At 72.7% G+C, this 26,045-nt stretch carries 16 protein-coding genes and 1 pseudogene; 12 read left to right on the top strand and 5 right to left on the bottom strand.

Annotation, left to right across the window (positions count from 1 at the left end; genetic code table 11):
* Window positions 1–16: 16 nt before the first annotated feature.
* Complete coding sequence (locus tag OHA72_RS42575; protein ID WP_327001770.1) at window positions 17–1,270, bottom strand: IS110 family RNA-guided transposase; 1,254 nt, start codon at window positions 1,268–1,270, stop codon at window positions 17–19.
* Window positions 1,271–1,506: 236 nt separating this feature from the next.
* Between OHA72_RS42575 and OHA72_RS42570 the strand changes: the two genes are divergently transcribed.
* From OHA72_RS42570 to OHA72_RS42540, 7 genes are read left to right on the top strand one after another with little or no spacing between them, the layout of a single operon-like run.
* On the top strand, window positions 1,507–7,023 hold the full coding sequence (locus OHA72_RS42570) for a non-ribosomal peptide synthetase/MFS transporter (RefSeq protein WP_327001769.1): 5,517 nt from the start codon (window positions 1,507–1,509) through the stop codon (window positions 7,021–7,023).
* Complete coding sequence (locus OHA72_RS42565) at window positions 7,020–8,471, top strand: class I adenylate-forming enzyme family protein (RefSeq protein WP_327001768.1); 1,452 nt, start codon at window positions 7,020–7,022, stop codon at window positions 8,469–8,471. Before OHA72_RS42570 ends, OHA72_RS42565 begins: the two co-directional genes overlap by 4 nt.
* Entirely contained in the window at window positions 8,468–11,392 is a 2,925-nt protein-coding gene (locus tag OHA72_RS42560) for a non-ribosomal peptide synthetase (protein ID WP_327001767.1), read from the top strand. The genes OHA72_RS42565 and OHA72_RS42560 overlap by 4 nt, the downstream gene beginning before the upstream one ends.
* Entirely contained in the window at window positions 11,389–11,586 is a 198-nt protein-coding gene (locus tag OHA72_RS42555) for an MbtH family protein (RefSeq protein ID WP_327001766.1), read from the top strand. Before OHA72_RS42560 ends, OHA72_RS42555 begins: the two co-directional genes overlap by 4 nt.
* Window positions 11,583–11,843, top strand: coding sequence for a phosphopantetheine-binding protein (locus OHA72_RS42550; RefSeq protein ID WP_327001765.1), 261 nt, complete (start codon window positions 11,583–11,585; stop codon window positions 11,841–11,843). The genes OHA72_RS42555 and OHA72_RS42550 overlap by 4 nt, the downstream gene beginning before the upstream one ends.
* Window positions 11,836–13,176 carry a condensation domain-containing protein gene (locus tag OHA72_RS42545; RefSeq protein ID WP_327001764.1) on the top strand — a complete coding sequence of 447 codons (1,341 nt, stop codon included), beginning with the start codon at window positions 11,836–11,838 and terminating at the stop codon, window positions 13,174–13,176. Before OHA72_RS42550 ends, OHA72_RS42545 begins: the two co-directional genes overlap by 8 nt.
* On the top strand, window positions 13,173–15,059 hold the full coding sequence (locus tag OHA72_RS42540) for a N,N-dimethylformamidase beta subunit family domain-containing protein (RefSeq protein ID WP_327001763.1): 1,887 nt from the start codon (window positions 13,173–13,175) through the stop codon (window positions 15,057–15,059). The genes OHA72_RS42545 and OHA72_RS42540 overlap by 4 nt, the downstream gene beginning before the upstream one ends.
* Window positions 15,060–15,085: 26 nt before the next feature.
* Here OHA72_RS42540 and OHA72_RS42535 read toward each other — a convergent pair whose 3' ends face one another.
* The gene (locus tag OHA72_RS42535) at window positions 15,086–15,286 is read right to left on the bottom strand and encodes a hypothetical protein (RefSeq protein ID WP_327001762.1); all 201 of its coding nucleotides are present in this window, start codon (window positions 15,284–15,286) and stop codon (window positions 15,086–15,088) included.
* Window positions 15,287–15,463: 177 nt separating this feature from the next.
* On the opposite strand from OHA72_RS42535, the gene OHA72_RS42530 reads away from it, so the two are divergent.
* A complete protein-coding gene (locus OHA72_RS42530; RefSeq protein ID WP_327001761.1) occupies window positions 15,464–19,108 on the top strand; it encodes a helix-turn-helix transcriptional regulator in 3,645 nt (1,214 codons plus the stop codon).
* Window positions 19,109–19,190: 82 nt separating this feature from the next.
* Here the strand turns inward: OHA72_RS42530 and OHA72_RS42525 are convergent, their stop codons facing one another.
* On the bottom strand, window positions 19,191–19,586 hold the full coding sequence (locus OHA72_RS42525; protein WP_327001760.1) for a hypothetical protein: 396 nt from the start codon (window positions 19,584–19,586) through the stop codon (window positions 19,191–19,193).
* Here OHA72_RS42525 and OHA72_RS42520 point away from each other — a divergent pair.
* The 3 genes and pseudogenes from OHA72_RS42520 to OHA72_RS42510 all read left to right on the top strand — a co-directional run.
* A pseudogene (locus tag OHA72_RS42520) lies at window positions 19,565–20,194 on the top strand (Hsp70 family protein); the annotation flags it as partial. The gene OHA72_RS42525 and the pseudogene OHA72_RS42520 sit on opposite strands and share 22 nt — an antisense overlap.
* A gap of 446 nt (window positions 20,195–20,640) precedes the next feature.
* The gene (locus OHA72_RS42515) at window positions 20,641–21,807 is read left to right on the top strand and encodes an outer membrane protein assembly factor BamB family protein (protein ID WP_327001759.1); all 1,167 of its coding nucleotides are present in this window, start codon (window positions 20,641–20,643) and stop codon (window positions 21,805–21,807) included.
* 64 nt (window positions 21,808–21,871) lie between these two features.
* Window positions 21,872–22,180 carry a hypothetical protein gene (locus OHA72_RS42510; protein WP_327001758.1) on the top strand — a complete coding sequence of 103 codons (309 nt, stop codon included), beginning with the start codon at window positions 21,872–21,874 and terminating at the stop codon, window positions 22,178–22,180.
* Between the two features lie 25 nt (window positions 22,181–22,205).
* Here OHA72_RS42510 and lepB read toward each other — a convergent pair whose 3' ends face one another.
* Window positions 22,206–22,721, bottom strand: coding sequence for a signal peptidase I (gene lepB / locus OHA72_RS42505; RefSeq protein ID WP_327001757.1), 516 nt, complete (start codon window positions 22,719–22,721; stop codon window positions 22,206–22,208).
* A gap of 108 nt (window positions 22,722–22,829) precedes the next feature.
* On the opposite strand from lepB, the gene OHA72_RS42500 reads away from it, so the two are divergent.
* Complete coding sequence (locus tag OHA72_RS42500; protein WP_327001756.1) at window positions 22,830–25,124, top strand: transglycosylase domain-containing protein; 2,295 nt, start codon at window positions 22,830–22,832, stop codon at window positions 25,122–25,124.
* Between the two features lie 48 nt (window positions 25,125–25,172).
* Here OHA72_RS42500 and OHA72_RS42495 read toward each other — a convergent pair whose 3' ends face one another.
* Entirely contained in the window at window positions 25,173–25,862 is a 690-nt protein-coding gene (locus OHA72_RS42495; protein WP_327001755.1) for an FKBP-type peptidyl-prolyl cis-trans isomerase, read from the bottom strand.
* Window positions 25,863–26,045: the final 183 nt, after the last annotated feature.

Raw genomic sequence — 26,045 nt, 5'->3', positions numbered from 1 at the left:
ACTCCCTGTGTCAACCTCAGGCAGCGACCAACGTGGTTTGTGTGGGTTGGTTCAGTCGTACAGCGTTGCCGTGCCGGTCGGGGTTGTATGGCGTCTGGTCGGTCCAGCAGCGCCAGATGACGCGGATCCAGGCTCGGGCGAGGACGCGGATGGCGTGTGGGTGGTCCAGGCCGCGGGCGCAGGCGGCGGCGTAGACCCTTGCTGCCCAGTCGCTGTCGTGGCGGCTGTTGTCGGCGAAGGTGGTGACCGCGACGCGGAAGCGTTTGTTGCACGCCCATCTGAAGTGCACGGCTCGGTGTTTGCCGGATTCCTTGGTCACCGGGGTGACACCGGCGAGCGCGGCGATGGAGTCGGGTCCGGCGTAGGCTTCGCGGGAGTCGCCCCACTCGGCGAGGATCTGCGCGGCGTTGATCTGACCAGACCTTGGCAGCGATGTGAAGATCTCGGCGTCCGGGTGTTCGCCGAGTGTGGCGACGACACTGCGGCTGAGCGTTTTCAACGCGGCCACGACCGCGCGCAGGACGGTGACGAGGGCGGTCACCGCGTCGCGGACGGCCTCGCACAGGACTTCGTCGGTAGTCCCCGCTGGGGCGGCGCGCAGCCGGGCGAGGAGCTGCTCGCCGGTGCGCCGGCCGGAGTAGCCGTGTTTGACGCAGAACGCGGTGAGGCGTTTCGCGCCGAGGTGCGCTGCGTGGCGGGCGGTCGGGTAACGGGTCAGGAAGTCCAGGGCGATCGGGGACTCGACGTCGGCGAAGACGGCCACGGCGCCGGGCCAGTGCGTGTCCAGCAGCGCGGTGAGCTGGTTGGTGGCCGCGACGCGCATGTCGACCAGGTCCCCGCGGGTCCGGGTCACGGTGCGCAGCGCCTTCGTCTGCGCCGTGTACGGGGTGGCCAGCTGCAGCCGGTGGTGCCGCAACCGCAGGTACTCGGCGATGACTTCCGCATCGCCCGCGTCGGACTTGGCGCCGGACAACACTTCGCCGTCCCGCCAGGTTTTGATCGCGTTGGGTTTGACCGGCACCACAGGGTGTCCGGCCTCCAGGAGGATGTCGACGAGCCGACCGTCGGGTCGTTCGATCCCGATCGGCATGGCCTCGGGGTGCCCGAGACCGGCCAGGCGGCGCAGCAGCCCGGCAAGACCGACGGCGGTGTGCTCCACGGTGAACGCGGCGACCCGCCGCCCGGCGCTGTTCTGGACACAGACCGCGTGGGTGGCCGAGGCCCAATCGATCCCGACGAAGAACTCAGCTCCAACAACGTTGAGCGACAACGGTTCTCCTCAGCTTGGCAGCGATGTGACTCGACGAACGGGGCTGACTGCCGGGTGGTCACTAACCGGCGCTCTACGGCGCTTCTCCCTGTTGCCGGTCGGCAGCCCCGACAAGAACCGAGAGCGGCGGTGTCATGCAGGCCCTCGAAGGGCGACCGGCACAGGCCGTCTCTCAGTTCTCGCCGAGTTCCAACAACAACCCTCTCAGAGGGCCCTGTCAGAAGGATGGTGCCCTAGTGACCGTCGAAGACCTGTCCGCCACCAAGCGGGCCCTGCTCACCGCCCGGTTACGCAGAAGACCTGCCGCCGCTGGGGCCACCGTCCCGGTCCGGCCGGCGGGCACCACCCCGCCGCTGTCGTTCGCCCAGGAACGACTGTGGTTCATGGAGCAGTTCGCGCCTGGGACCGCCGCGTACCACATCCCGGTCGCCCGCAGGCTGCGCGGCGTCCTGTCCGCGACCGCCCTCGCCCGGTCCCTCGACGACGTCGTCGCCCGGCACGAGTCGCTGCGCACCCGCTACCCGGTCACCGACGACGGCCGGCCCGTCCTCGCACTCGCCGAACCCGGCAGCCCCGACGCGCAGGTCACGCTCACCGTCGTCGACGCCACCGACGAGGACGCCGCCGCCCGGATCGTCGACGAGGCCGTCGGCCGGCTCTTCGACCTCGTCCACGGCCCGCTGCTGCACGCACTGCTGGTCCGCATCGCCGGCCCCGACGCGCGGCTGGAGCCCGACGACCACGTGCTGCTGCTCGTCACCCACCACAGCATCAGCGACGGCTGGTCCAGCGAGGTCCTCGTCGGTGAGGTCCTCGCCGGCTACGACGCGCACGCCGCCGGGGTCCCGTCGCCGGTCCCGCCGCTGCCCGTGCAGTACGGCGACTTCGCCGCGTGGCAACGCGAACGACTCACCGGCGAAGCCCTGGCCCGCGAGGTCGGCTATTGGCGTACCGAACTCGCCGGCGTCGAACCCCTCGCACTGCCCACCGACCGGCCCCGCCCCAAACAGCAGACGTTCGCCGGCGCCGGCTACGGCTTCGACATCGACCGGGACCTCCTCAACGGGCTCACGGGCCTCGCCCGCGCCCACGGCGCCACCGTCTACATGGTGCTGCTCGCGGCGTTCCAGGTCGTGCTGTCCCGGCACAGCGGGCAGCGGGACTTCGCCGTCGGCTCACCGATCGCCGGCCGGCCCGAGCCGGAGCTCGAACGGCTCATCGGCATGTTCGTCAACGTCCTGGCGATGCGGGCCCGCCTCGACGGCGACCCGACGTTCGCCGAGCTGATCGGGCGGACGCGCGAGACGTGCCTGTCCGCGTACGCGCACCAGGAACTGCCGTTCGCGCAGCTGGTCTCCGAGCTCAACGTGCCCCGCGACGTGAGCCGCTCACCGGTGTTCCAGGCCGTCCTGGCCGTGCAGAACTACGCCGCCGCCGCGGAACCCACCGGCCCCCTCGACGTCACGCCGTTCGGGCTGCGGGCCACCGGCACCCGCTTCGACCTCGAACTGTTCGTCATGGAGGACCCGAGCGGGCTGCGTGGCGCCTTCAACTACAACGTCGACCTGTTCGACGAGGCCACCATCGCCCGCCTCGGGCGGCACCTCGACGCCTTCCTGCGCGCTGTCGTCGCCCGCCCGGACCTGCCGGTGTCCACGGTGGACCTGCTTGAGGCGGCGGAACGCGACCAGGTGCTGCACCGCTGGAACGACACCGCCGCCGACTTCCCGGCCGAGGCGACCCTGCCCGGGCTCGTCGCCGCGCAGGCCGCCCGTACCCCGGACGCCGTCGCCGTGCAGTTCCAGGACCGCCGCCTCACCTACCGCGACCTGGAGACCGCTGCCGACCGCGTCGCCCGGCGGCTGCGCGCCGAGGGTGCCGGCCCCGGCGGGCTCGTCGCCGTCAGCGCCGAACGCTCCATCGACCTCGTCGTCGGGCTCCTCGGCGTGCTCAAGTCCGGCGCCGCATACGTCCCCCTCGACCCGGACTACCCCGCCGACCGGCTCGCGTTCATGCTCGCCGACGCCGCCGCGCCGGTCCTGCTCACCCAGTCGCGGCTGCCGGTGCCGGACACCACCGCGAGGGTCGTCTTCCTCGACGACCCGTCTGAGTTCCAGCAAGGGTTCGCCCGGAAGCTGCCGCCGGTGCCCGACGCGCCCCAGGCCGGTGACGTCGCCTACATGATCTACACGTCCGGGTCGACGGGGAAGCCGAAGGGCGTGCCCAACACCCACCGCGGCATCGTCAACAGACTCGACTGGATGCAGCGCACGTACCGGCTCGACGGCACCGACGTGGTGCTGCAGAAGACCCCGGCGAGCTTCGACGTGTCCGTGTGGGAGTTCTTCTGGCCGCTCATCGCCGGCGCCCGGCTCGTGCTGGCCAAACCCGGCGGCCACAAGGACGCCGCGTACCTGCGGGACCTGATCGTCCGCGAGGGCGTCACCACCACCCACTTCGTGCCGTCGATGCTCGCCATGTTCCTCGCCGAGGACGGCGTCGCCGCCTGCACCAGCCTTCGCCGCGTCGTGTGCAGCGGCGAGGAACTGCCCCCGGACACCGCCCGCGCCTTCGCCGCCGCGCTGCCGGCGACGCCACTGTGGAACCTGTACGGGCCCACCGAGGCCGCCGTCGACGTGTCCGCCTGGGAGTGCACCGGCGACCCCGGCACCGTGCCGATCGGCGCGCCGATCCAGAACATCCGCCTCTACGTCCTGGACCCGGCCGGGCAGCCGGTGCCGCCGGGCGTCCCGGGCGAGCTGCACATCGGCGGCGTCGGCCTGGCCCTGGGCTACCACGACCGGCCCGGGCTCACCGCGACCCGGTTCGTCCCCGACCCGTTCGGCCCGCCCGGCGGGCGGCTGTACCGCACCGGCGACCTCACCCGCTGGCGCGCCGACGGCACCATCGAGTTCCTCGGCCGCATCGACCACCAGGTGAAGCTGCGCGGCCTGCGGATCGAACTCGGCGAGATCGAGGCCGCGCTGCGCGCCCAGCCGGGCGTCACCGAGGCCGCCGTCACCGTCCGCGAGGACCGCCCCGGCGACAAACGCCTCGTCGCCTACCTCGTCGGCGACACCGGGCCCGACCCGGCGGCGCTGAAGACGGCACTGAAGCAGTCCCTCCCGGACTACATGGTGCCGACCGCGTTCGTCGGCCTGGACCGGCTCCCGCTCGGCCCCAGCGGCAAACTCGACCGCCGCGCGCTCCCGCCGCCCGTCGTGGCGGCCGCGGGTGCCGGCGCCGCCCCGCCGACCACCCCCGCCGAGCTGGTCTTCGCCGCGATCTGGGCCGACGTCCTCGGCCTGCCGTCCGTCGGCGTCGACGACGACTTCTTCGACCTCGGCGGGCACTCGCTGCTCGCCACCCAGGTCGTCGCCCGCGCCCGCAAGCAGCTCGCCGGCATCGGGCAGCCGGTCAGCGTCATGGACGTGTTCACCCACAAGACGATCCGTGAGCTGGCCGCGTTCGCGTCCACCTCGGAGGAGGAACGCGGCCCGCGACGGCTGCTGCACCGCCTCACCAAGCACGCGACGGCGCCGGACCTGTCGCTGGTCTGCGTCCCGTACGGCGGTGGCAGCGCCGTGGTCTACCAGCCCCTCGCCGACGCCCTCCCGGCCGGGCACGCCCTGTGGTCCGTCGCCATCCCCGGCCACGACGTCGGCCTCACCGAGCAGCGGCTGCCGTTCGAGGAGCTCGCCGACCGGGTCGCCGCCGAGATCCAGGAACGCGTCAGCGGGCCGATCGCCCTGTACGGGCACTGCGGCGTCGGCAGCGCCCTCATCGTCGCCGTCGCCCGCCGTCTCGAGAACATCGGCCGGGACCTCGAAGCGGTCTACATCGGCGCCCAGTTCCCGTTCGCCCGCCCGCGCAGCCGGGTGCTGAGCGCCCTGAGCCGGTTCGCGGCCCTCGAACCGCTGCTCGGCAACCGGGTCTACGAGAACTGGCTCACCTCGATGGGCGCCGACGTCGCCGACCTCGACGAGACCCAGAAACGGTTCATCATCGGCAACATGCGCCGCGACTCCGTGGCCGCCGAGGAGTACTTCAGCGCCACTCTCGACGGCGGGAACACGCGCCTGCGCGCCCCGATCGTCTCCGTCATGGGTACCCGCGACCCCGCCGCCGACTTCTACCAGGAGCGGTACCGGGAATGGCTGCTGGTCTCCGACCGGGTCGCACTGGTGCTCCTCGACGAGGCCGGGCACTTCTTCCTCAAGTACCGGGCGAAGGAACTCGCCGACATCGTCAGCCGCGCCCACCCGACCCTCACCCCCGGCGGCCCCGCGCCCGAGGAGGTGCTGCCGTCGGCGGCGGGGGAGACGTCATGGTGGCTGCACGGCACCGGCACCGCCGCGCCCGCACCCGCCGACCCCGCGGCCGCGCGACCCGTCGCGCAGCCCGGCATGGCCCGGTTCCTGATCGTGGCGCTCAGCCAGCTGGTGTCCATCACCGGCTCCGCGCTCACCGAGTTCGCCCTGCCGATCTGGATCTACCTGGAGACCGGGTCCGTCGCCCGGTACGCCCTGTACGCCGTCATCGGCATGCTCCCCGGCATCCTCGCCGGGCCCCTCGCGGGCGCGATCGTCGACCGGTTCGACCGGCGCAAGGTGATGCTCGCCGGCGACGTCGCCGCCGGCGCCACCCAGGCAGCGCTGCTCGCTCTGCTCGTCACCGGCGTCCTCGTGCCGTGGCACATCTACCCGCTGCTCGCCGCGCTGTCGATCGCGCTGACGTTCCAGCGCCTCGCATACGCCTCCGCGGTACCGCAGCTGGTGCCGAAGCAGTACCTCGGCCACGCCAACGGCATCGTCCAGCTCGCCGGCGGCGTCAGCGCGTTCGTGGTGCCGCTCATCGCCGTCGGTCTCATGGCCGGCATCGGCCTGAAGGGCATCCTGATCCTCGACGTGCTCAGCTACACCGTCGCGATCGCCGTCCTGGCCGTCGTCAAGTTCCCGCGGACCCTGCCGTGGCGGCGCCGCGAGACGCTGCTCGCCGAGATCCGGCACGGCTTCGCCTACTCGTGGCACCACCGCGGGTTCCGGGCCATGCTGCTGTGGTTCGCCGGGCTCAACATCTTCCTCGCCCCGCTGTTCCTGCTCATGACGCCGCTCGTGCTGTCCTTCGCCGACCTCGACGCCGCCGCCCGCGTCGCCATGTGCGGCGGCGCCGGCGTCATCGTCGGCGGCATCGCGATGGGCTTCTGGGGCGGCCCGCGCCGGCAGCGGCTGCGCGGCATGCTCGGCCTCGCCGCGCTCCTCGCCGTCGCCGCGGTCCTCGGCGGCACCCACCCGAGCGTGTGGATCGTCGGCGCGTGCGCGTTCGGCCTGTCCGCGGCGCTGTCACTCGTCAACGGCGTGTACACCACGATCGTGCAGGTGAAGGTGCCGCAGCGCTTCCACGGCCGGGTCTTCGCCCTGAACACGATGGTCGCCTGGTCGACGCTGCCGATCGGGCACGGCATCGTCGCGCCGCTCGGCACCAGGTTCTTCGAGCCGCTTCTGGCCCCCGGCGGCGCCCTGGCCGGGTCCGTCGGCGCCGTCATCGGCACCGGACCCGGCCGTGGGATCGGGCTCATGTACGTCGTGTTCGGCGTCGCCATGGCGGCGATGGTCGCGGTCGGGCTGCGGATCCCGGTGCTGCGCCGCTTCGACACCGACGTGCCCGACGCGCTGCCCGACGATCTCGTCGGCATCCAGGAGCTGCGCCGCCGCGTCCCGGCCGCCGACCGGGAGCTGGAGCCGGCCCGATGACCGCCACCGCACCGGCCGTGCCGGCGACCCTGCCGGACCTCCTCACGTCCCGGGCCGCGACGGAACCGGACCGGGTCGCGCTCGTCGCCGCCGATCAGGAGGTCACGTTCGGCGCGTGGCACGCCCGCGCCGAGGCCGTCGCCGCCGGGCTGCGCGGCCGTGGCCTGGCGGCGGGTGACCGGGTCGCGCTGCACTTCGGCACCGCGGCATGGAACGACTACGCCGTCGCGTTCGCGGGTGTGCTGCGGGCCGGCCTCGTCGCCGTGCCGATCTCGGACCGGCTCGCCCCCGCCGAGGTGCGGCACGTGCTCAGCCACAGCGGCGCGGGCGTCGTGCTGCAACCCGCCACCCTGGCCGGGATCGAGGCCGCCGGGGGCACACCGCCCGAGCCGCCGCAGCCGCGGGACCTGGCGCAGATCCTCTACACGTCCGGCACCACCGGCGTCCCCAAGGGCGTCGGCGCCACCCACGGCAACCTCGCGTACGGCTGCACCCTCGACCGGCGCCGCCGGCCCCTCGGCCACTCGGCGCACTTCGTGCATGCCTTCCCCGTCGGCAGCAACGCCGGCCAGACGATGCTCGTCAACGCGCTCAACGCCCGTGCCGCCGCGCTCACCGCCGGCACGTTCACGCCCGGCCGGTTCGCGAAACTCATCCAGCGGTACGTCGCCGGCACGATCTTCATCGTCCCCGCCATGGCGATCGAGATGCTCCACGCCCGCGTCCACACCACCCACGACCTGTCCGCCGTGCGGCTGATCGGCTCCACCGCCGCCGCCCTGCCACCGGCGGTCGCGCTGCAGCTCACCGCCGCGTTCCCGGCCGCGACCGTCGTCAACTACTACACCTCGACCGAGGCCGCCCCGGCGCAGACGTCGATGGTGTTCGACCCCGAACGACCCGCGGCGCTGGGCCGGCCGGCCGTCGCCGCCGACCTGATGATCACCGGGCCGGACCGGCGGCCGCTGCCGGCGGGGGAGATCGGCGACGTGTGGCTGCGCTCCCCGGTCGCGGCCCGCTCCTACTACCGGGACGACCAGGCATCCTCCGACGTGTTCCACGGCCGGTGGGTGCGCATGGGCGACGTCGGCCGCCTCGACGCCGACGGCTACCTGTACCTGCTCGACCGGGACAGCGACGTGGTGAAGTCCGGCGCGCACAAGGTGTCGACGCTGCAGGTCGAGCACGCGCTGCACGAACACCCCCTGGTGCGGGAGGCCGCCGCGGTCGGGGTGCCGCACCCGGTCCTCGGCACCGCCGTCGCCGCCGCCGTCGTCACCGCCGGCCCCCTCACCGCGCCGCAGCTGCGCGCGTTCCTGCTCGAACGGCTCGCCGGGCACGAGGTCCCCGGCCGGATGCTGTTCCTGGACCGGCTGCCCCGCAACGACAACGGCAAGATCCTCAAGCGTGAGCTGCGCCAGCTCCTCGACGACAGGGCGACCCAGTGACCACCCAGACTGTTGCAGACCAGCTCACCCCGGCCCAGCACGGGGTCTGGATCACCGAGCGGGCCCTGCCCGCCGGCGCCGCCTACCACCTCGCGGTGACCGTCCGCTTCACCGGCCCGCTCGACGTCGGCCGGCTCCGCGCCGCCTGCGCCACGGTCGTCGCCCGCCACCCCGCCCTCGGCGGCGCGGTCGACGACGACCTCCTGGCGATCGTGCCCGCCGGTGACCCGGTCGCCCTCGCCGTCCGGCCGGGGGACGCCTCGGAGCTGCCCTCGCTCGTGGCCGCGCCGTTCGACCTGCGGCGCGGGCCACTCGCCCGGTTCACCCTGCTGCGCACGGGCGACAGCGAGCACCTGCTGTGCGTCGTCGCGCACCACCTGGTCTTCGACGGCGCCTCCAAGCAGATCCTCGTCGCCGAGCTTGCCGCCGCCTACAACGGCGCCGTGCCGTCCACATCGGACAGCGCCCTGCCCCCGTCCACTGTGGATGTCGCCGGGGCCGCGGCGTACTGGGCCTCGCGCTGGCGGGAGCCTTCGCTGCCGCAGCTGCCCGGCCTGCGGCACACCCCGCCCGGGACCGGCGGCGTCGCGGTGCCGTTCACCGTCCCCGCCGCGGATCTCGCCGCCGCGGCCTCGGTCATCGGCGTCACCCGCTTCGAGCTGCTCCTCGCCGCCTGGCACGCGCTGCTGCGCCGGTACGGCAACGACACCGTCACCACCGCCCTCGAACTGTCCACCGCGGACCGCGACGCGCCCCGGATCGGCCTGCACGTCAACGAGCTCCCCGTCACCAGCGCACCGGACCCGGCGCAGCCGTTCGCCGCGTTCGCCCGCGCCCTGCGCACTGCTCTGCGCGAGCTGTACACCCACCGCCGGGTCCCGCTCAGCCACGCCGTGCGGCTCACCCCACGGGCCGCGCTCGCCCCGCTGACCGTCAGCTACCGCCGGCGCGCCGACCCACCCGCGTTCACCGGCGTGGACAGCACCGTCGACTGGCTGGTGTTCGGCGGCGCCGTGCGCGGCACCGCCAACCTCCAGCTCGTCGAGGGCCCGTCCGTCGTCGAGGGCAGCCTCCAGCTCGTCGCGGGCTCGTTCGCCGCCGAACAGGTCGCCGCGCAGTTCCAGGCGCTGCTCGCCGCGGCGGTCGCCGCCCCGGACACCGCGATCGGCGCCCTGCCGCTGCCGGCCTTCTCGGGCGCCTCCACCGTCGGGCCTGGCCCGCGGGACACCGTCGTGGACCGGTTCCTGACCCAGGTCGCGGCGAACCCCGGCGGCGTCGCCGTCGTGTGCGGGGACCGGCAGGTCAGCTACGGCCGGCTCGGCGCGGCCGCCGACGCCCTCGCGGGGCGGCTGCGGCGGCAGGGGATCGGACCCGGCGCGCTCGTCGGGATCGCGCTGCCGCGCACCGCGGAGCTGCTCGTGGCGGTGCTCGGGGTGCTGCGGACCGGCGCCGCATACCTGCCGCTGGACCCGTCCTACCCGGCGGAGCGGATCGCGTTCATCCGCGACGACGCCGGCGCCGCGCTCGTGCTGACCCCGCACGACGTGTCCCTCGACGGGACCGGCGACGCCGCGCCGGACGAGGCGCCGTCCCCCGATGACCTCGCATACGTCATCTACACGTCCGGGTCGACCGGGCGGCCGAAAGGCGTCGCCGTCCCGCACGGCGCGCTCACCAATCTCGTCGACTCGATGCGCGACCACCTCGGCACCCACGCCGGCGACACGTGGCTCGGCCTGACGTCGCTGTCGTTCGACATCTCCACCGTCGAACTGCTGCTGCCGCTGACCGTCGGCGCCCGGATCGTGCTCGTGCCACCGGACGGCCACCGCGACGCCGCCGCGCAGCTGCGGCTCATCGACCGGCACGCCGTCACCCACGTGCAGGCCACCCCGTCCGGCTGGCGGCTGCTGCTCGAGGCCGGCCTGACCCGCGGCGGCCTGGTCGCCGTCACCGGCGGCGAGGCACTGCCCGCCGACCTCGCCGCGCAGCTCGGCCCGCTCGTCGGGCGGCTCGTCAACGCGTACGGCCCGACCGAGACCACCGTGTGGTCGGCCCTCGCGGACATCACGCCCGGCGGCCCCGTTACCATCGGCGGGCCCGTCGCGAACACCACCCTGCACGTCCTCGACGACGCGCTGCGGCCCGTGCCGGACGGCATCGCGGGGGAGCTGTGGATCGGCGGGCTCGGCGTCGCCCACGGCTACCGCGGCCGTTCCGGGCTGACCGCCGACCGGTTCCGCCCGGACCCGTTCGGGGCGCCCGGGACCCGAATCTACGGCACCGGCGACCGGGTGCGGCGCGGCCCCGACGGCGGCCTGGAGTTCCTCGGCCGGGTCGACAACCAGGTGAAGCTGCGCGGGCACCGGATCGAACCCGGCGAGATCGAGGCCCGGCTCGCCGCCCACCCGACGGTGGCGCAGGCAGCGGTGACGCTCGCCGACCCGCACGGGCCGCGCGCCCGCCTCGTCGCCTACGTGGTGCCGGCCGGGCCCGTCGACCCGGACGCCCTGCGTGGACACGTGGCCCGGGCACTGCCCGGGTACATGGTGCCGGCCGAGTTCGTGGTCCTGGAACGGTTTCCGCTCACCCCGAACGGCAAGCTCGACCGGGCGGCCCTGCCCGTCCCCGCCGGCGAACGTCCGGCCGGGACCGTCGGCACCACGGCGCCGGCCGATGGCGGTACCGGCGACGAAACGATCGCCACGGTCACCGGAATCTGGCAGGAGGTGCTGCGCATCGATGACATCGGTCCCGACGAGGACCTGTTCGACCTCGGCGGGCACTCCCTGACCATCACCCAGATCGCGGTCCGCATCCGCAAGCGCCTCGGCGTCGACGTGCCGCTCGACGTCTTCTTCGACACCCCCACGATCGACGGCGTGGCCGCCGCGATCGCCGAACTGCGGGAGGCCCGATGAACACACCGGACACGTTCGCCGTCGTCGTCAACGACGAGGAACAGCACTCGCTGTGGAACGCCGCCGAGGAGCCGCCCGCCGGCTGGCGGCGCACCGGGTTCACCGGCAGCAGGGACGAGTGCGTCGCCCACATCGACGAGGTGTGGACCGACATCCGCCCGCTGAGCCTGCGGCAGCGGCTGGCCGCGCGATGAGCACGCTCGAACTGCGCGGCCGGGTCGCGACGATGGTCAGCTCCGCCACCGACGGCGAGGTCACCACCGAGGAGATCCTGACCGGCGGCGGATCCCTTGCCGCGCTGGGCGTCGGCTCCCTCGCGGTGCTGCGGCTCATCGACGCCCTCGACGACGAACTCGGCGTCCAGCTCGACCTGGACGCCCCCGGCACCCACCTCGACGACTTCGACGACCTGGTGCGCACCGTGCAGGAACGGGCGGTCCGCGATGACTGAGCTCCTCGCCCCGGCACGGGTGCCGTTCGCCGGCGCACGCTCCGGCAGCGGCCCGCTGACGTGGGGGCAGCGGGCCATCTGGCACGCGATCGGCCGTACGGTGCCGAACGACCACTACTTCAACCTGGACCGGATCGTCGACCTCGGCCCGCGCACCGTGCCGGTCGACGCCGCGCTCGGCGCACTGGCCGCCCTCGTGGCCCGGCACGAGGCGCTGCGCACCAGGCTCGGGGTCGCAACCCGTCAGGTGCTTGCCGCCGACGGCGTCCTCGACGTGCACGTCGTCGACGGCGGCACCGATCCGGCCGCCGCCGCGGCCCGCGTCCGGGACCTGCTGGCCGGGACCGCGTTCGACTACCGCGCCGAATGGCCGCTGCGGGCGGCGCTCGTCACCACCGGCGGCGCGGTCAGCCACCTGGTCCTGGTGCTGTGCCACCTCGCCACCGACGGCCACGGCGCCGAGGTTCTCGCCCGCGATCTGCGGCTGCTCGTGCGGCGCGGCACCCGCGGCCTGCGCGCCCCCGAGACCACACCGCTCGACCTCGCCGCGGAGCAGCACTCCCCGGAAGGGCACCGCCGCGGCACCACCGCCCTCGCGTACTGGGCCGAACAGTTCGCCCGCATCCCCGCGACCATGTTCGCCACGCCGGTCGCACCGCCCCGGACGCCGCGCTACTGGACCGGGCGGATCGTCTCCACGGTGCTGAGCGGCGCCGTCGACGCGCTCGCCGCACAGCACGGCGTCAGCGGCTCCACGGTGCTGCTCACCGCCGCCGGGGCCCTCGCCGCGACCGCCGGCGGGCACCCGACCACCGCCGTCATGCCGATCGTCGGCAACCGCTTCACCACCGGGCACCGCGACCTCGTCAGTACCCTGTCGCAGGACGGCCTGTTCGTCCTCGATGTCGACCGGCCCACGTTCAGCGCGCTGCTGCGGCCCGGCTGGCAGGCCGCGCTGCGCGGCTACCGCGCCGCCGCCTACGACCCCGCAGCCTGGGACGCGATGCTCGCCGACGCGGCCGCGGCCCGGGGCGTGGAGGTCCACCCGTACACCTGCTTCAACGACATGCGGCTCGTCGAGGGCCGCCCCACGCAGGCCGCGACCGAGCTGCGCGACACCACCTTCGACTTCCCGGCCACGCAGGACCGCGTCGCGTGCCGCTACTGCCTGCACATCACGAGCGACGGGCCGGCCCTGGTCGTGACCCTCACCGCGGACACCGCCTACCTGCCACCGGCCGCGATCGAAGGCCAGCTGCGGGCCATCGAGGAACTGCTGGTCCGCGCCGCCCGGGAAGACGTGCCGATGAACGCACTGACCGGACTGCTGTGATCCCGCAGGCGTACGCCCGGGCCACCTCCTGCGTGGCCGGGACCCCGCTGTCGTTCGCCGTCACCGGCGCCGCCAGGGTCGTCGTCACCGACGCGGTCACCGGCCTCGTCATGCTCCGGTCCGACGTGGACGGTCCCGCGTGGACACTGCGGGTGCCCGCGTCCTGGCCGTCGTCGCTGTACCGCGCGACGTTCGCCGCCGCCGGTGCCGTGCCACGCATCGACGGCGCCGGCGACGACGAGGCCTGGTTCGTGGTGCGCTCCGCCGTCCCGGCCGCACCGCTGCTGGTCTCGGTGCCGTTCGCGACGTGGCAGGCGTACAACCGGGCCGGCGTGCCGGGCGAGGGCCTCTACTACGCGGAGGAGCCGACCCGGGCGACCGCCGTCACCTTCGACCGGCCGGGCGGCGGCCCACCCCCGGAGCGGTGGGAGGAGCCGCTGCTGCGGTGGCTGCGTTCGGCAGGGTACCCGGTCGAGTACTGCTCCAACCTGGACCTGCACCTCGACCCGGCGATCCTCGACGCACACCGCACCCTCATCGTGTGCGCCCACGACGAGTACTGGACATGGGAGCAGCGCGACGCCGTGGAGGGTTTCGTCCGCCGCGGCGGGAACCTCGCCGTCCTCGGCGCCAACACCGCCTGGTGGCAGATGCGCCTCGAGGACGGCGGCCGCACCATGCGCTGCCACCGCGACGCCACCACCGACCCCGTGTCCACAGTGGACCCCGGCCGGACCACCGTCGAATGGTCCAGCGCCCCCGTCAACCGCCCCGAGAACACGATGACCGGCGTCAGCTTCCGCCGCGGCGCCGGCGCCTGGGGCGACGGCATGGCCGTCATCGGGCAGGAGACGTTCACGGCCAGGTTCGCCTCGCACTGGGTCTTCGACGGCACCGGCCTCAGCGACGGCGACAAGTTCGGCCAGGGCACCCTCGGCTACGAGACCGACGCCGCCGACATCGTCGAGGTCGACGGCGTCCCGCGCGCCACGGGCCGCGACGGCACCCCGCCGTCGTTCGTCGTGCTCGCCACCGCCGACCTGCGCCACTGGCGCCGCTACGGCCAGGGCGGCGCCGCCACCATGGGTGTCTTCGACCTCGGCGCCGGCACGGTCTTCACGGCCGCGACCGTCAACTGGGGCAAGGGCCTCAGCGACCCGGTCGTGGACCGCATCACCCGCAACGTCCTGGACCGCTTCTGCGCTACCGGCCCGGCCGGCGGCCGCATGACAGGCCAGGCCCCGCCCCACCGGCCCGCTGGCGACTGGACGGTCATCGGCCCACCGGCGGAGCTGCGGGCCCTCACCACCTGCGACGGCGCGTTCTACGCCGCCGCCGACGGCGGCCTGCTCACCCGCGAGGCCTGCGCCCAGAACCTGCCGTGGCGCCGCATCGACGACGCCCCGTCCGTGGTGTGCCTCGCCTCCCCGCGCGAGGCCGCCGGGGCGATGCTGCAGGGCCTGTGGGCGGTCACCTCCTCCGGCCGCCTCTGCTACCGCGACCCCGCCCACGACGCCCCACCGTGGACAGACGTGACCGCCGCCCCGCCGGGCACCCACAGCCTCGCCCTGTGCGACGCGGGCCTCTTCGCCGCCGCGGCCGGCGACACCCTCTGGTACCTGCCCGCACTGAACCTCGGCACCGGCGCCTGGCGCCCGATCGGCACCGCGGGCGGGACTGTCGCGCTGACCACGCTCGGCGGCCGCCTGTACGGCGTCACCCCCGCCGACCGCGTCGTCAGCCGCCCACCCGTGCCCAGCCCGCACCCGTTCACCGACGTGTGCGACGCGGCGGGCAGCCGCACCCTGGCCGCCCACGCCGGCCGCCTCATCGGCGCCGGCCCCGGCACCCCACTGCGCCACCGCCTCCCACCGCCGCACTGACCGACGGTGGCGGTACCTCACGTTTCTCACGGGCCGTCGGTCGTGTCACCGATGATCTGGTCGAACAGTCCGGTGGCGGTGGCCGTCGCAGCGCCGGCGGCGAGCAGTGCCACCGGCCAGTCCTGACCTGACAGCACCGTCAGCGCCGCCACAGCGACCCCGGTGGTGGCGGCGAGGGCCAGGATGAGAGTTGTGCGCACGCTCAACAGCTGGCGGCGGTCGTTCATGATGGGTCCTCCACAGGTCGGCTTCGTTGGCACCATCGAAAGACCGCCTGGACCGTTCGCCTTCGTCTGGCGAACGTGTGCTGGCGCGCACCCGCGATGACCTGCGGCAACGGCCGCCCGCTGCCAGCCGTTCACCGAACGGGTGAACCTTCTTGCGGTGCTCGGTACCCTGCCCTGATGGCGGTTCGGATTTCAGGTGTGCCGGTGGGAGATCACCGGAACCTGGTCGACCTCCTCAACGAGCTTCGCGCCCTCGACGGCCGGTCACTACGCAAGGTCGCCGAGACAGCGCCGTTCTCCCTCGGCCATCTCAGTGCGACGCTCGCGGGCAAGGCCATCCCGAGTCCGGAGACCGCCGAGTCCATTGCCCGGGAACTGGGTGCGTCCGGCGAGCAACAGCGCGCGGCCCGCAGATACGCCGAAGGGGCAGCGGCCGACAGGCCTGCCCGCCGTGCGGCGGAGGGCGGCACCACGCTCCCCATGCGGTCGGCGTACATGGAGCTGGTGAAGGAGAGGGTCGGCGGCGAACTGCTCGGCAGGGCCGCCGAGCTTGCTGACCTCGAGGCGTTCTGCCGCCACGACGCAGGGCCGGGATACACGTGGTGGCGGGCGGCCGCCTGGGCGGGCAAGTCAGCGCTCATGGCCTGGTTCGTGCTCCACCCGCCCGCCGACGTCCGCGTGATCTCGTTCTTCGTCACGGCCCGACGGCCCGGACACCACGACCGCGCGGGCTTCGTTGATGTGCTGCTGGAACAACTCGGTGGCCTGCTCGGCATCCCGCCCCCAGCGCTGCTGACCGTCGCCACCCGCGAGGCGCACCTGCTCGACCTGTTGACCGAAGCGGCCGCCCAGTGCAACAGGCAGGGGCTCCGTCTCGTTCTGGTCGTCGACGGCCTGGACGAGGACCGTGGCGTCACCGCAGACGCCGCATCGCACAGCATTGCCGCACTCCTGCCGGAACGGCTGCCGCACGGCATGAAGGTGGTCGTGACGGGCCGCCCGAACCCGCCCCTGCCGTTCGACGTCTCGGACACACACCCGCTGCGGAGCCCGTCGGTGGTGCGGAACCTCGAACGCTCACCACACGCCGCCGCCGTGCGCGGCGAGATGGAGCGGGAGCTCCGCCACCTCCTGCGGGGTACCCCGCAGGAGCAGGGCCTGCTGGGCATCCTGGTGGCGGCCGGTGGCGGTCTTACCGGCAACGACCTCGCGGCACTGACCGAACTCGACCCGATTGAGATCGAGGACCTGCTACGCGCAGTGACGGGCCGTACGTTCGCGAGCGGCGCCGCACGGTGGCGACCCGAGGAGAGCGTGTACACCCTCGGTCACGAGAAGCTGCAGGAGCAAGCGGTCCGGGCGCTCGGCCCCACCAGACTCCAGGGCTTCCGGAACACGTTGCACCGCTGGGCCGACTCCTATCAGCAGGCCCACTGGCCTCGGGACGCGCCCGAGTTCCTCCTTCGCAGATATGTCCAGTTCTTGATCGACATCGGCGACACGGACCGCATGGTGGCCTACGCCGCCGATCGCGAACGACACGACCGCATGCTCGACGTGAGCGGCAGCGACAGCGCCGCGTTGGCTGACGTCGAAGCCGCCCGTGCCGTCCTGCTCGCGGCCGACCAGCCAGATCTAGTGGCGATGAGCCGGCTGGCCGTTCACCGGGAACGCCTGCTGTACCGCAACGCCCGCATTCCGGACGAGTTCCCCGCCGTCTGGGAGGCACTGGGGAATCGTTCACGTGCGGAGATGCTGGCCCGGACGATGATGCATGGCGAGGCGGCAACAGGAGATCCGTTGATCCTGCTCGCGGAGGAGGTCGCGCGCAGCGGCGACTTTACGGCGGCTCGACTACTGGCCGAGGACGCAGCGGTTCGTTTCCACCAGCGGCGCACCGCACTGCACGGGTTAATCGCAATCGCAGCCGAAGCGGGTCGCCTGGACGTTAGGGACGAATTGACCGATGCGGCACACGCTGCGGTCAACGCGGTGACCACAGATGATGAATTGCACGACAATTTACTCTCAGCACTCGCGGGGGTGGTTGCCGTCGCCGGTGACGTCGTTCGCGCGGTGGAGATCTTGTCCGAAATGCGTACTCTCGGCCGAGAGTACGGCGAGGCGCTGACACGTATTGCAGTCGCCGCAGCCCGCTCAGAGCGATCCGATGTCGTCCATGTCCTCACGCGCTTCTGGAGTCCCGAAGTCATCAACGATCCGCCCCAGTGGGCGTTCGGCCAGTTCGTACGGCTTGCCGCTGCAACGGGCGACGTCGTGAGCGCGGAAACGATGCTTCGAGCAGTCACAGATCCCGTCGAGCGCTGCCGGTCACTTGCTGCGCTCGCGGCGGTAACGCCTGCCTCGAAGGCGGCCGGGTATGCGCGTGCCGCAGCCGTCCTCGTGGAGCACGTTCCGGAGCGGGCAAGGAACGGAGCGCAACTCAGCGTAGTGCGGGCGTGGATCGGTGCCGGGGAAGTGCAAGCGGCAGTTGATGTGACGAAGCAGATGGATGACGACTTCGTGCTCAACCGAGCGCTGTCGTTGTTGGTGCCGATACTGGCGTCAACTCGCGGCATCGATGAAGCCACAAGCCTGGCGCGCATCTCACGACGCTCACATCCTCTCTCGGAATCGCCGTGGCTGGCGCTCGTGCAGGCGGCTGCCGACGTGGGAGACCTTGACCGCGCCGAGGTGATCGCAGGTGGTCTCGAGTCCAGATCTCGCGCGCTCGCCTTAACGGTTGTTGCGGACCGGCTGGTCGGCGTCGGCAACCATGATCGCGCGACGATGGTTGCCATTGAGGTAGAACGCCTGTGCCGAAACGAGATCGGGACGGAACATCCGGTCGAGGCGATGGCGGGACTCGCTCTCGCGTTGCTGGAGCAGGGATGTCGTGACGAGGCAACGGCTCTCGCCCTTCGCATTGCCAAGGCGATCGATCGGGACACGCTCTACGATCCGGACCTTCTCTGCGAGAGACTGGCCATGGAGCTCGCAAATGCCCAGGCAATCGACGAGGCTGAGACTCTGGCCCTGGCCGTCGATCCAGGCGGTGACAGTTGGATTCGACAGGTCGTTGCGGCCAGATTCGTCGAAGCCGGCCTGCCCGATCGTGCGGCGCGGCTCGTCGACCCGGCATTCATTGCCGCGATCCAGCACGCTGATCCCACCGAGGATGCAGAGCAGCCAACCCAGCGGTTCGCGGCGCTTGCGTACGTGGACCACGAGCCGGCACTGCACGCCATCTTCCGAGAGGCCGAATCCGACGAGCGGGTAGCCATCTGCACTGCGCTGGCCGAGCGTGGCAGGTTCGAGATGGCGACGTCCTGGGCAATGGAGATCGACGATCTCGATGAACGTAGCTGGGCGCTCGCCGCAGTCGTGGAACCCGCCTGCAGCGCCGGCTGGGTCGACGTCGCCGAGCGGACAGCCCTGGCGATCCCCCAGGACTATGAACGGGCCAAGGGGCTGGCCACTGTGGCGGCATACAGTCCAGGTCACACTGAGCGCGCGGCTGCGGCCGAGGAAGTCGCCCGTGGCGTGCGGTTCGCTGAGGAACGATCGGGGGCGCTCGCGGCCGTCGCCGCTGCGATGCTCGCCACCGGCGATCTCGAACGGGCATTGGCCGTGGCTCGCAGCATCGACCTGCCCGCGGAGCGAGCCAAGGCCTTGCTGGGGATCGCCGACAACCTCGAACGGCCGGTCAGACGGAAGATGATTGCCGAGGCACTCGCGTTCGCCCGATGGGACGCAGTCCTGCCATGGCTGCTCAAGGATGAGCCGAGTGCCCTGCCTGCCATCGTCGGCGAGATCGGCTAGCACGCTTCGATCCGTGCCGTCCACGCCGGGCCGAACCGCACCGGGTGGTGGGCGGTGGCTCGTACACTCGGCGCATGGCCGGTCATCGATTGAGCATCGATCTCGGCACCACGAACACCGTCGCGATGCTGGGGTTGCCGGACGGGCGGATCCGGTCGGTGGTCATCGACGGGTCGCCGTTGTTGCCGTCGGCGGTGCACGTGAGCCGGGGCAGGTCGCCGGTGGTCGGGCGGGATGCGCTGCGGGCGGCGCTCGGTGAGCCCGGTGGGCTGGAGCCGAACCCGAAGCGGCGCATCGACGACGGGCGGCTGCTGCTCGGCGGCGCCGAGGTCACCGTCGCAGCGGCGCTCGCGGCCGTGCTCGGGCGGGTCGTCGACGAGGCGCGGCGGGTGACCGACGACGCGCCGGCCGCGACGACGCTGACCTTCCCGGCGGCGGGGGGCGCGGCGCCGGGGCGTGCTGGTCGAGGCCGCCGCACTCGCGGGCATCGACGCGCCGCGGCTGCTGCCGGAGCCCGTGGCGGCGGTCCATCACTTCCGGGAGGTGCTCGGTCACCGGGTGCGGCGGCGGCAGGCGCTCGTGGTGTTCGACTTCGGCGCCGGTACCGTCGACGTGTCCGTCCTGCGGCGCACGGGCCGCCGCCGCGAGCACCCGGACGGGCCGCGGTTCGACGTCGTCGCGACGGGCGGGCTCGACACCCTTGGCGGTCTCGACCTGGACGAGGCGCTCGTGCGGCACGTCGGCACCGTGTACGGCGAGCGGCATCCCGAGGCGTGGCAACGCCTGGCCTCGCCGCAGACGCTGGATGACCTTCGGCACCGAACGACCCTGTGGGACGAGATCCGCGCGGCGAAGGAGACGTTGTCGCGGCAGACGGCGACGACGCTGTACCTGCCGATCGTCGGCGACGAGGTGCCGCTCGGGCGGGAGGAGTTCGAGCGGCTGACCGCGCCGATGATCCGGCATGCGGTGGAGACGGCGGCGGCGCTGCTGCGGGGTTCGCGGGTGGATCGGCGTTCGGTGGCGGCCGTGCTCCTGGTCGGTGGGTCGAGCCGGATCCCGCTGGTCGCGACGATGATCCATCGGCTGCTGGGCGTCGCGCCGACGATGCCCGAGCAGCCGGAGCTGGTCGTCGCCGAGGGGGCGCTGCACACGCCGGACGGCGCGGCCACGTTCGCCACGACCGTCACGGAACCGCCCGTGGCGCATCCGGCGCTGTCGGGGTACCGGCGGCCGAACGATGAACCGCCAACCCCACCGGACCCGTGGCCCGCCGTGACCGACCCTCCGCCGACAGCACCGCGGGCTGCAACGCCGCCGGTCGAACCGCCCGCTGAGCCGCCGCCGGTTGAGACGCAGCCGGCCGCCGAACCACTCACGCCGCCCGACCCGTGGCCCGCGGTCGCGGCCGCGTCGGCCGCCGAACAGCCAGGCGGCGACGACCGGCGGCCAACGACCCCGGTGCCCGAACCGGAGCCGAGCGGGCGGGTCACCGCCGTCGCGCTGCTCGTCATCACCCTGGTGCTCACCACGTGGCCGTCGCCGGCCTGCTGTCCGGCGACGCCGACGGCGGGCGCGGGCCCGGCACCGGAACCTCCCGCACCGCCGCGCAGGCCGCGCCGACCGCGATCGGCCTCGGTGACGCCCTGCTGTCCAACCGGTCGATCGCCAAGCAGGGCAAGGGTTCCGTGACGTTCGTCGACCCGCGTACCGGCGCCGAGGAGGAAAGCATCAGCATCGCCGTGGGCAGTCCGAACCGGATCGGCACCGTCTCCCACACGGTGATCGTCGACGTCGAGGACGGCGGTCCCGACACGCTCGTGGCGTTCTTCTTCAGCGTCGTCGTGCCCGAGCAGGGTCTCAACCCGAGACGTGAGGAGCGGCGCGTCCAGGTGTACAGCCGCCGCACCCGCCAACGCATCGTCGACACGAACACTCCGCAGGCGCCCCCGCGCGGGTCGTCGGACACCACGTGGATGTCGTTCCGGGTGATCGGCGTCGACCCGAAAGGGTATGTCGTGCTGACGGTGCCCGACGCGATCGGCACGTCGCCGTTCGTGTACACGCAGGGCATCCGCCCCGGCCTGCCCAGCCGCGTCGTCGACCCGGGCTACTCACCCCCGCGGCTGACGGGCGTCGGGGTGCACGGCGGTGTCCTGCTCACCACCCGGTTCACGGCCGTCGGCATCGAGCTCAGCGGCTTCGACATCGGCTCCGGCACGCGGCTGTGGCGGCGCACGGTCGACGCGCGCGACGAGCCTCGATGCGTCGCGGGCCGCGCCGACACGTTCGTCGTGATGGGCGCCGGCATCCCGCTGGTGCTGAACGCCCGCACGGGCGCCACGGTCGTGGAGGGCTCCGTCCCGGCGTGCCTCACCATCGACCCGACCACCGCCACCGGCGTGCAGACCTCCTCCGGCCTCGCCGGCTACGACCTCGGCACCGCGGAGAAACTGTGGTCGCTGCCGTCGAGCCAGACCAGCGGCGTGGGGCTCAGCGTCCGCAGCGTCTACGGCGGCCGGGTGTACGTGACGACCCGCACCAGCCGCCTGGTCCTCGACGCCCGCACCGGCCGGCAGGTCGAGGCCGGCTGGACCCAGGCCCCGAAGGCGGCGTACGACGGCTGGTCGGTCTGGTCCACCGACAAGGGTGCGCTGGTGGCCCTGCCGACTCCGCTCGGCAGCAGCCCGCCGCGCTGACCTGCCGGCGCCGCGACCACGCTTCCCGCGCGCCGTCCTGCTCTCCGATCTCACCACCCTGGCCATGGCGCGGGTCGGCGGGCCCACGGCCGACTTCGCCGCCGTGCTCGACGCGCGGCAGCAGGACGCGGCCGGCACGTGGGTGTTCCTGCTGTTCGTCCTGGGCAACATCGTCGGCACGTTCCTGCTCAGCCTCGCCCTGTGGCGTTCGCGGGAGGTCGCCCGCTGGGCGGCCGCCGCCGTCATGGTGTGGCCGCCGACGCACATCGCGGGCCTGGTCGCCGGCGTGGAGTGGCTGGAGGTCGCCGGCGCCGCCGTGCAGGGTCTCGGCTTCGCCGCGGTCGGCGTCCGCCTGCCCCGCCGCGCCGCCTGACGGTGCGTGTCGCTGTGCCGTGGTCCTACGGGACCACCACGGCGATGACCCGGTCGGTGGGCAGGGCGCCGAGGCAGCGGGAGTCCATGGAGATGCCCCGGCTGTCACCCATGACGAACACGTGGCCGGCCTCGACCTCGACCGGGCCGAACCGGCGGGAGATGCAGCGGCCCGCTTCCGGCGGCTGCTCGATCGAGGAGTTCTCCCCGAGGTACGGCTCGTCCAGCGCGACGCCGTCGACCGTCACCCGGCCCTCGATGTCGCAGCACGCGATCACGAACCCTTCGACCGCGACCACGCGCGCCACCGACGGCCCGGACCCGCGACCCCAGGACTCGGGGGGACGGAACACCACCACGTCGCCGGCCGTGGGCCGGTAGGTGCCCTCGGCGACGACCTTGGCGGTGAACTTCTGGCCCGACGTCAGCAGGGGCTGCATGGCGTCGGTCGGCATCGTGTACCGCTTCGTCTCCGGCAGCTCAGGTGCCGTGGCGCAGCCGCTGAGCAGCAACGCCACGCACAGCAGGGACCGTGACCACATCCGGCGCACGATACACCGCGCGCCGTGAGCGGGGTCACCCTGCGCTGCCCGGTTCAGTATGATCTGCCGCGATCGATCACATGACGACGCGACGGTTGGAGCGGGCACATGGACGAAGGCGACGACCTGAACAGCCCACCGCCGCCGGCGGGCGCTGCCGGCGACGCACCGGCCGGGCCCACCGCCAAGCCGGAGGCTTCCGGCGACGTCCCCGCCGAAGCGGCCACCGGCGCGCGGCGGGGACGCGGGCGGAAGATCCTGGTCCGGTCGCTCGTGGCGCTCGTCGTCGTCGCCGCGCTCTGCGCGGTCGGGGGCACCTACTACTTCGACCAGGTCGCGCTCCCCGAGGACCTCAGCCTGGAGCAGTCGACCACGATCTACTACGCCGACGGCACGACGCCGATGGCGCGCATCGGTGACAAGAACCGCACCGTGCTCACGATCGACCAGATCCCGGTCGACGTCCAGCACGCGGTCGTCGCGGCGCAGGACGACACGTTCTACACCAACAACGGCGTGGACTACGGCGACGCGGTCGGGGCGGCATGGAACCACGTCACCGGCGACGGGCGGCGGGGCGCGTCGACGATCAGCCAGCAGTACGCGCGGCAGTGGGCCGAGCTGGAGGGAGCGTCGTACTCGCGGAAGCTGCGCGAGTCGGTCATCGCCATCAAGCTCAACGACGAGTACACCAAGGATCAGATCCTTGCGATGTACCTCAACATCATCTACTTCGGGCGGGGCGCCTACGGCATCCAGGCCGCGGCGCTGGCGTACTTCGGCAAACCGGCGAAGGACCTGACGCTCGCCGAGGGCATCGTCCTGGCCGGGCTGATCGACAACCCGGAGGGCAACAGCGGCAAAGGCAGCCCGTTCGACCCGACGGTCGACGCGCAGCAGGCCCACGCACGCTTCGACGAGATCAAGCGGCAGATGATCGCGATGCACTTCGTGACGCCGGAGGACGCCGACCAGAAGACGGCCTATCCGGCCAAGGTGCTCACGGCGGCGGAGGCCCGGGCCAACGCGGTCAACGTGCAGGGCGGCATGGACAAGCCCGAAGGGCTGATCGTCCACCACGTGCTCGCCGAGGTCGCCGCGCTGACCGACCCGAAGACCGGGCAGCGGCTGTACGAGGGCACCGCGCCGGACGGCGTCAAGCATTTCGACGCGATCCGCAACGGCGGGTTGAAGATCGTCACCACCATCGACCGGACCGTGCAGCAGATCGCGGTCCGCGAGGCGAGCCGCAACGCCGAGTCGAACATGGGCCAGCAGCCGGCGAACCTGCAGGCCGCCCTCGTGGCGGTCGAGCCCGGCACCGGCGCGGTCAAGGCCTACTACGGCGGCGACAGCGGCAACGCCGGCGACTACGCCGGCTACCACCGCGATCCGGTGCTCGGCACGGGCGAGGAATCGTGCTGCGGCGGCCACCCGGGCGCCCCGTTCAGCGTGTACACCCTCGCCACCGCCCTGATGGACGGGTACTCGACCGACTCGTACTGGAACGGCGAGTCGCCGCAGGACTTCCCGGGCAGCGGCCGCAGCATCAAGATGAACAACCCGGTGCGCAACGTCGGCGAGACCACCGCGGCCGCACCGCAGTGCAGGTCGGGGTCCCCGAAGTGGTGCACCCTCGATGAGGTCGCCGTCATGTCGCTCACCGCGCCGCTGTTCGGTGTCGCCGAGAAGGTCGGGCCGGCCAAGGTGATCGACACGGCCCGCGCCGCGGGGATCACCGAGATGTGGGCGACCGTCGACGGCAAGGTGCAGAAGGTCGACGTGGCGGGCAACAACGGCCAGGCGGTCTTCCCGAAGTACTTCAACACCGAGGTCGCGATCGGCCAGTACCCGGTGACCGTGCTCGACCAGGCCGCCGGCATGGCCACGTTCGCCGCGCGAGGCCTCGCGGCCCGGACACACTTCCTGAAGGAGGTGTGGACGAACGGCAAGAAGACCTGGACCGAAGTGGTGGCCCCGAAGCGCATCCCGGGCTTCACCGAGCAGATGGCCGACGACCTCAACGGCGTGCTGCAGGCAGTGCCGCAGCACTACGGCCTGAAGATGCACGACGACCGGCAGGTCGCCGGCGCGGCCGCGTCGTGGCAACTCGGGCCGACCACGGCCAACGCCCACGCGTGGATGGTCGGGTACAACGCCTACGACCCCGCCGACAAGTCCAACGGCCTGGCGGTGGCGGTGTGGGTCGGCAACAAGGCCCAGGAGCAGGCGATCGTGGACAGCAGTGGCAGGAGCATCATCGGCGGTACCCTGCCCGGCACGATCTGGCGCGACTTCCTCGACGACGCGCTCACCGCGCTGAAGGCGCCGCCGGCGGTCTTCCCGGCAAAGCAGGGCACCGGCGACAAGAAGGTCGGCACCGGGATCTCACCCGGGCCGTGAGCCTGCGGTGCGGGGCTGCCGCGGTCGGCGGCAGCCCCGCCCGAGTCGTCACGCGGCGGCGAGGACGTCCACGATGAACCGGAGCGCACCGGCCGGCCGGCCGCCTTCGGGGTTGTCGCCGTAGGCCATCGCGGCGGGGATGTCCAGCTGGACCCGGCTGCCGACCTTGACCCCGACGAGACCCTCGTCCCATCCCTGGATGACGCCGCCCATGCCGACCTGGAAGTCCAGCGGCTGCGAACTCTTCCAGGACGAGTCGAACTCCTTGCCGTCGGCATACGTGACGCCGACGTAGTTCACGGTGAGGTTCTGACCCTTCTGCGTGGCCGCGCCCTTGCCCTCGACCAGCGTGGTCACCACGAGCTTGGACACGGTGCCGGTGCCGGCGGTGGCCGTCGGCTTGGTCTTCAGCGCCGGGTCCGCGTCCGCGGGCAGCGGCGGGAACGCGGCCGGCTGCGAGGCGGCGTCGGACGCGGCGCCGCTGGTGCCGGCCGCCGGGGTCGACGGATCGTCGTCGCCCGAGCGCGCATACAGCGTGATGCCGACGATCAGCACCAGCACGGCCGCGGCGGCACCGACGATGCTGAGCACCCGCCGGCGCTTCTCCGCCGCGACGGCCCGGGCCTTGGCGGCCTTCGCCGCCGCGCGCTTCTCTGCCTTGCTCTTGTCCAGCTGGGTGCTGGCGCCGGCGCGCTTCGGCGCCGGGCCACGCTGCTTGTTCGCCACGCGATCGGTCACGGCAACACCATACGCAACGAACCTGGGAACACCACCCCAGGCCGTACCCACCACTTTCTCGTTAGGATAAGAATGATTCTGTACCGTCGCAATTCGTTGAACGGTGAATCAACCACTATTCACGTGCATCAATGACGGATTGCCGCTCGATATCCGTTGCGCCGGCCGCGACGCTGGACGGGT

The sequence above is a fragment of the Dactylosporangium sp. NBC_01737 genome (assembly GCF_035963215.1).
Taxonomy (GTDB): Bacteria; Actinomycetota; Actinomycetes; order Mycobacteriales; family Micromonosporaceae; genus Dactylosporangium.
Note: the sequence above shows the minus strand (reverse complement) of the source record. Positions and strands in the feature narration are given on the sequence as shown.

Bases quoted from the DNA above. Each gene is read 5' to 3' on its own strand.
- OHA72_RS42565 (WP_327001768.1), top strand. From the start codon at position 7,020: ATGACCGCCACCGCACCGGCCGTGCCGGCGACCCTGCCGGACCTCCTC.
- OHA72_RS42555 (WP_327001766.1), top strand. From the start codon at position 11,389: ATGAACACACCGGACACGTTCGCCGTCGTCGTCAACGACGAGGAACAG.
- OHA72_RS42550 (WP_327001765.1), top strand. From the start codon at position 11,583: ATGAGCACGCTCGAACTGCGCGGCCGGGTCGCGACGATGGTCAGCTCC.
- OHA72_RS42545 (WP_327001764.1), top strand. From the start codon at position 11,836: ATGACTGAGCTCCTCGCCCCGGCACGGGTGCCGTTCGCCGGCGCACGC.
- OHA72_RS42535 (WP_327001762.1), bottom strand. From the start codon at position 15,286: ATGAACGACCGCCGCCAGCTGTTGAGCGTGCGCACAACTCTCATCCTG.
- OHA72_RS42530 (WP_327001761.1), top strand. From the start codon at position 15,464: ATGGCGGTTCGGATTTCAGGTGTGCCGGTGGGAGATCACCGGAACCTG.
- OHA72_RS42510 (WP_327001758.1), top strand. From the start codon at position 21,872: ATGGCGCGGGTCGGCGGGCCCACGGCCGACTTCGCCGCCGTGCTCGAC.
- lepB (WP_327001757.1), bottom strand. From the start codon at position 22,721: ATGTGGTCACGGTCCCTGCTGTGCGTGGCGTTGCTGCTCAGCGGCTGC.
- OHA72_RS42500 (WP_327001756.1), top strand. From the start codon at position 22,830: ATGGACGAAGGCGACGACCTGAACAGCCCACCGCCGCCGGCGGGCGCT.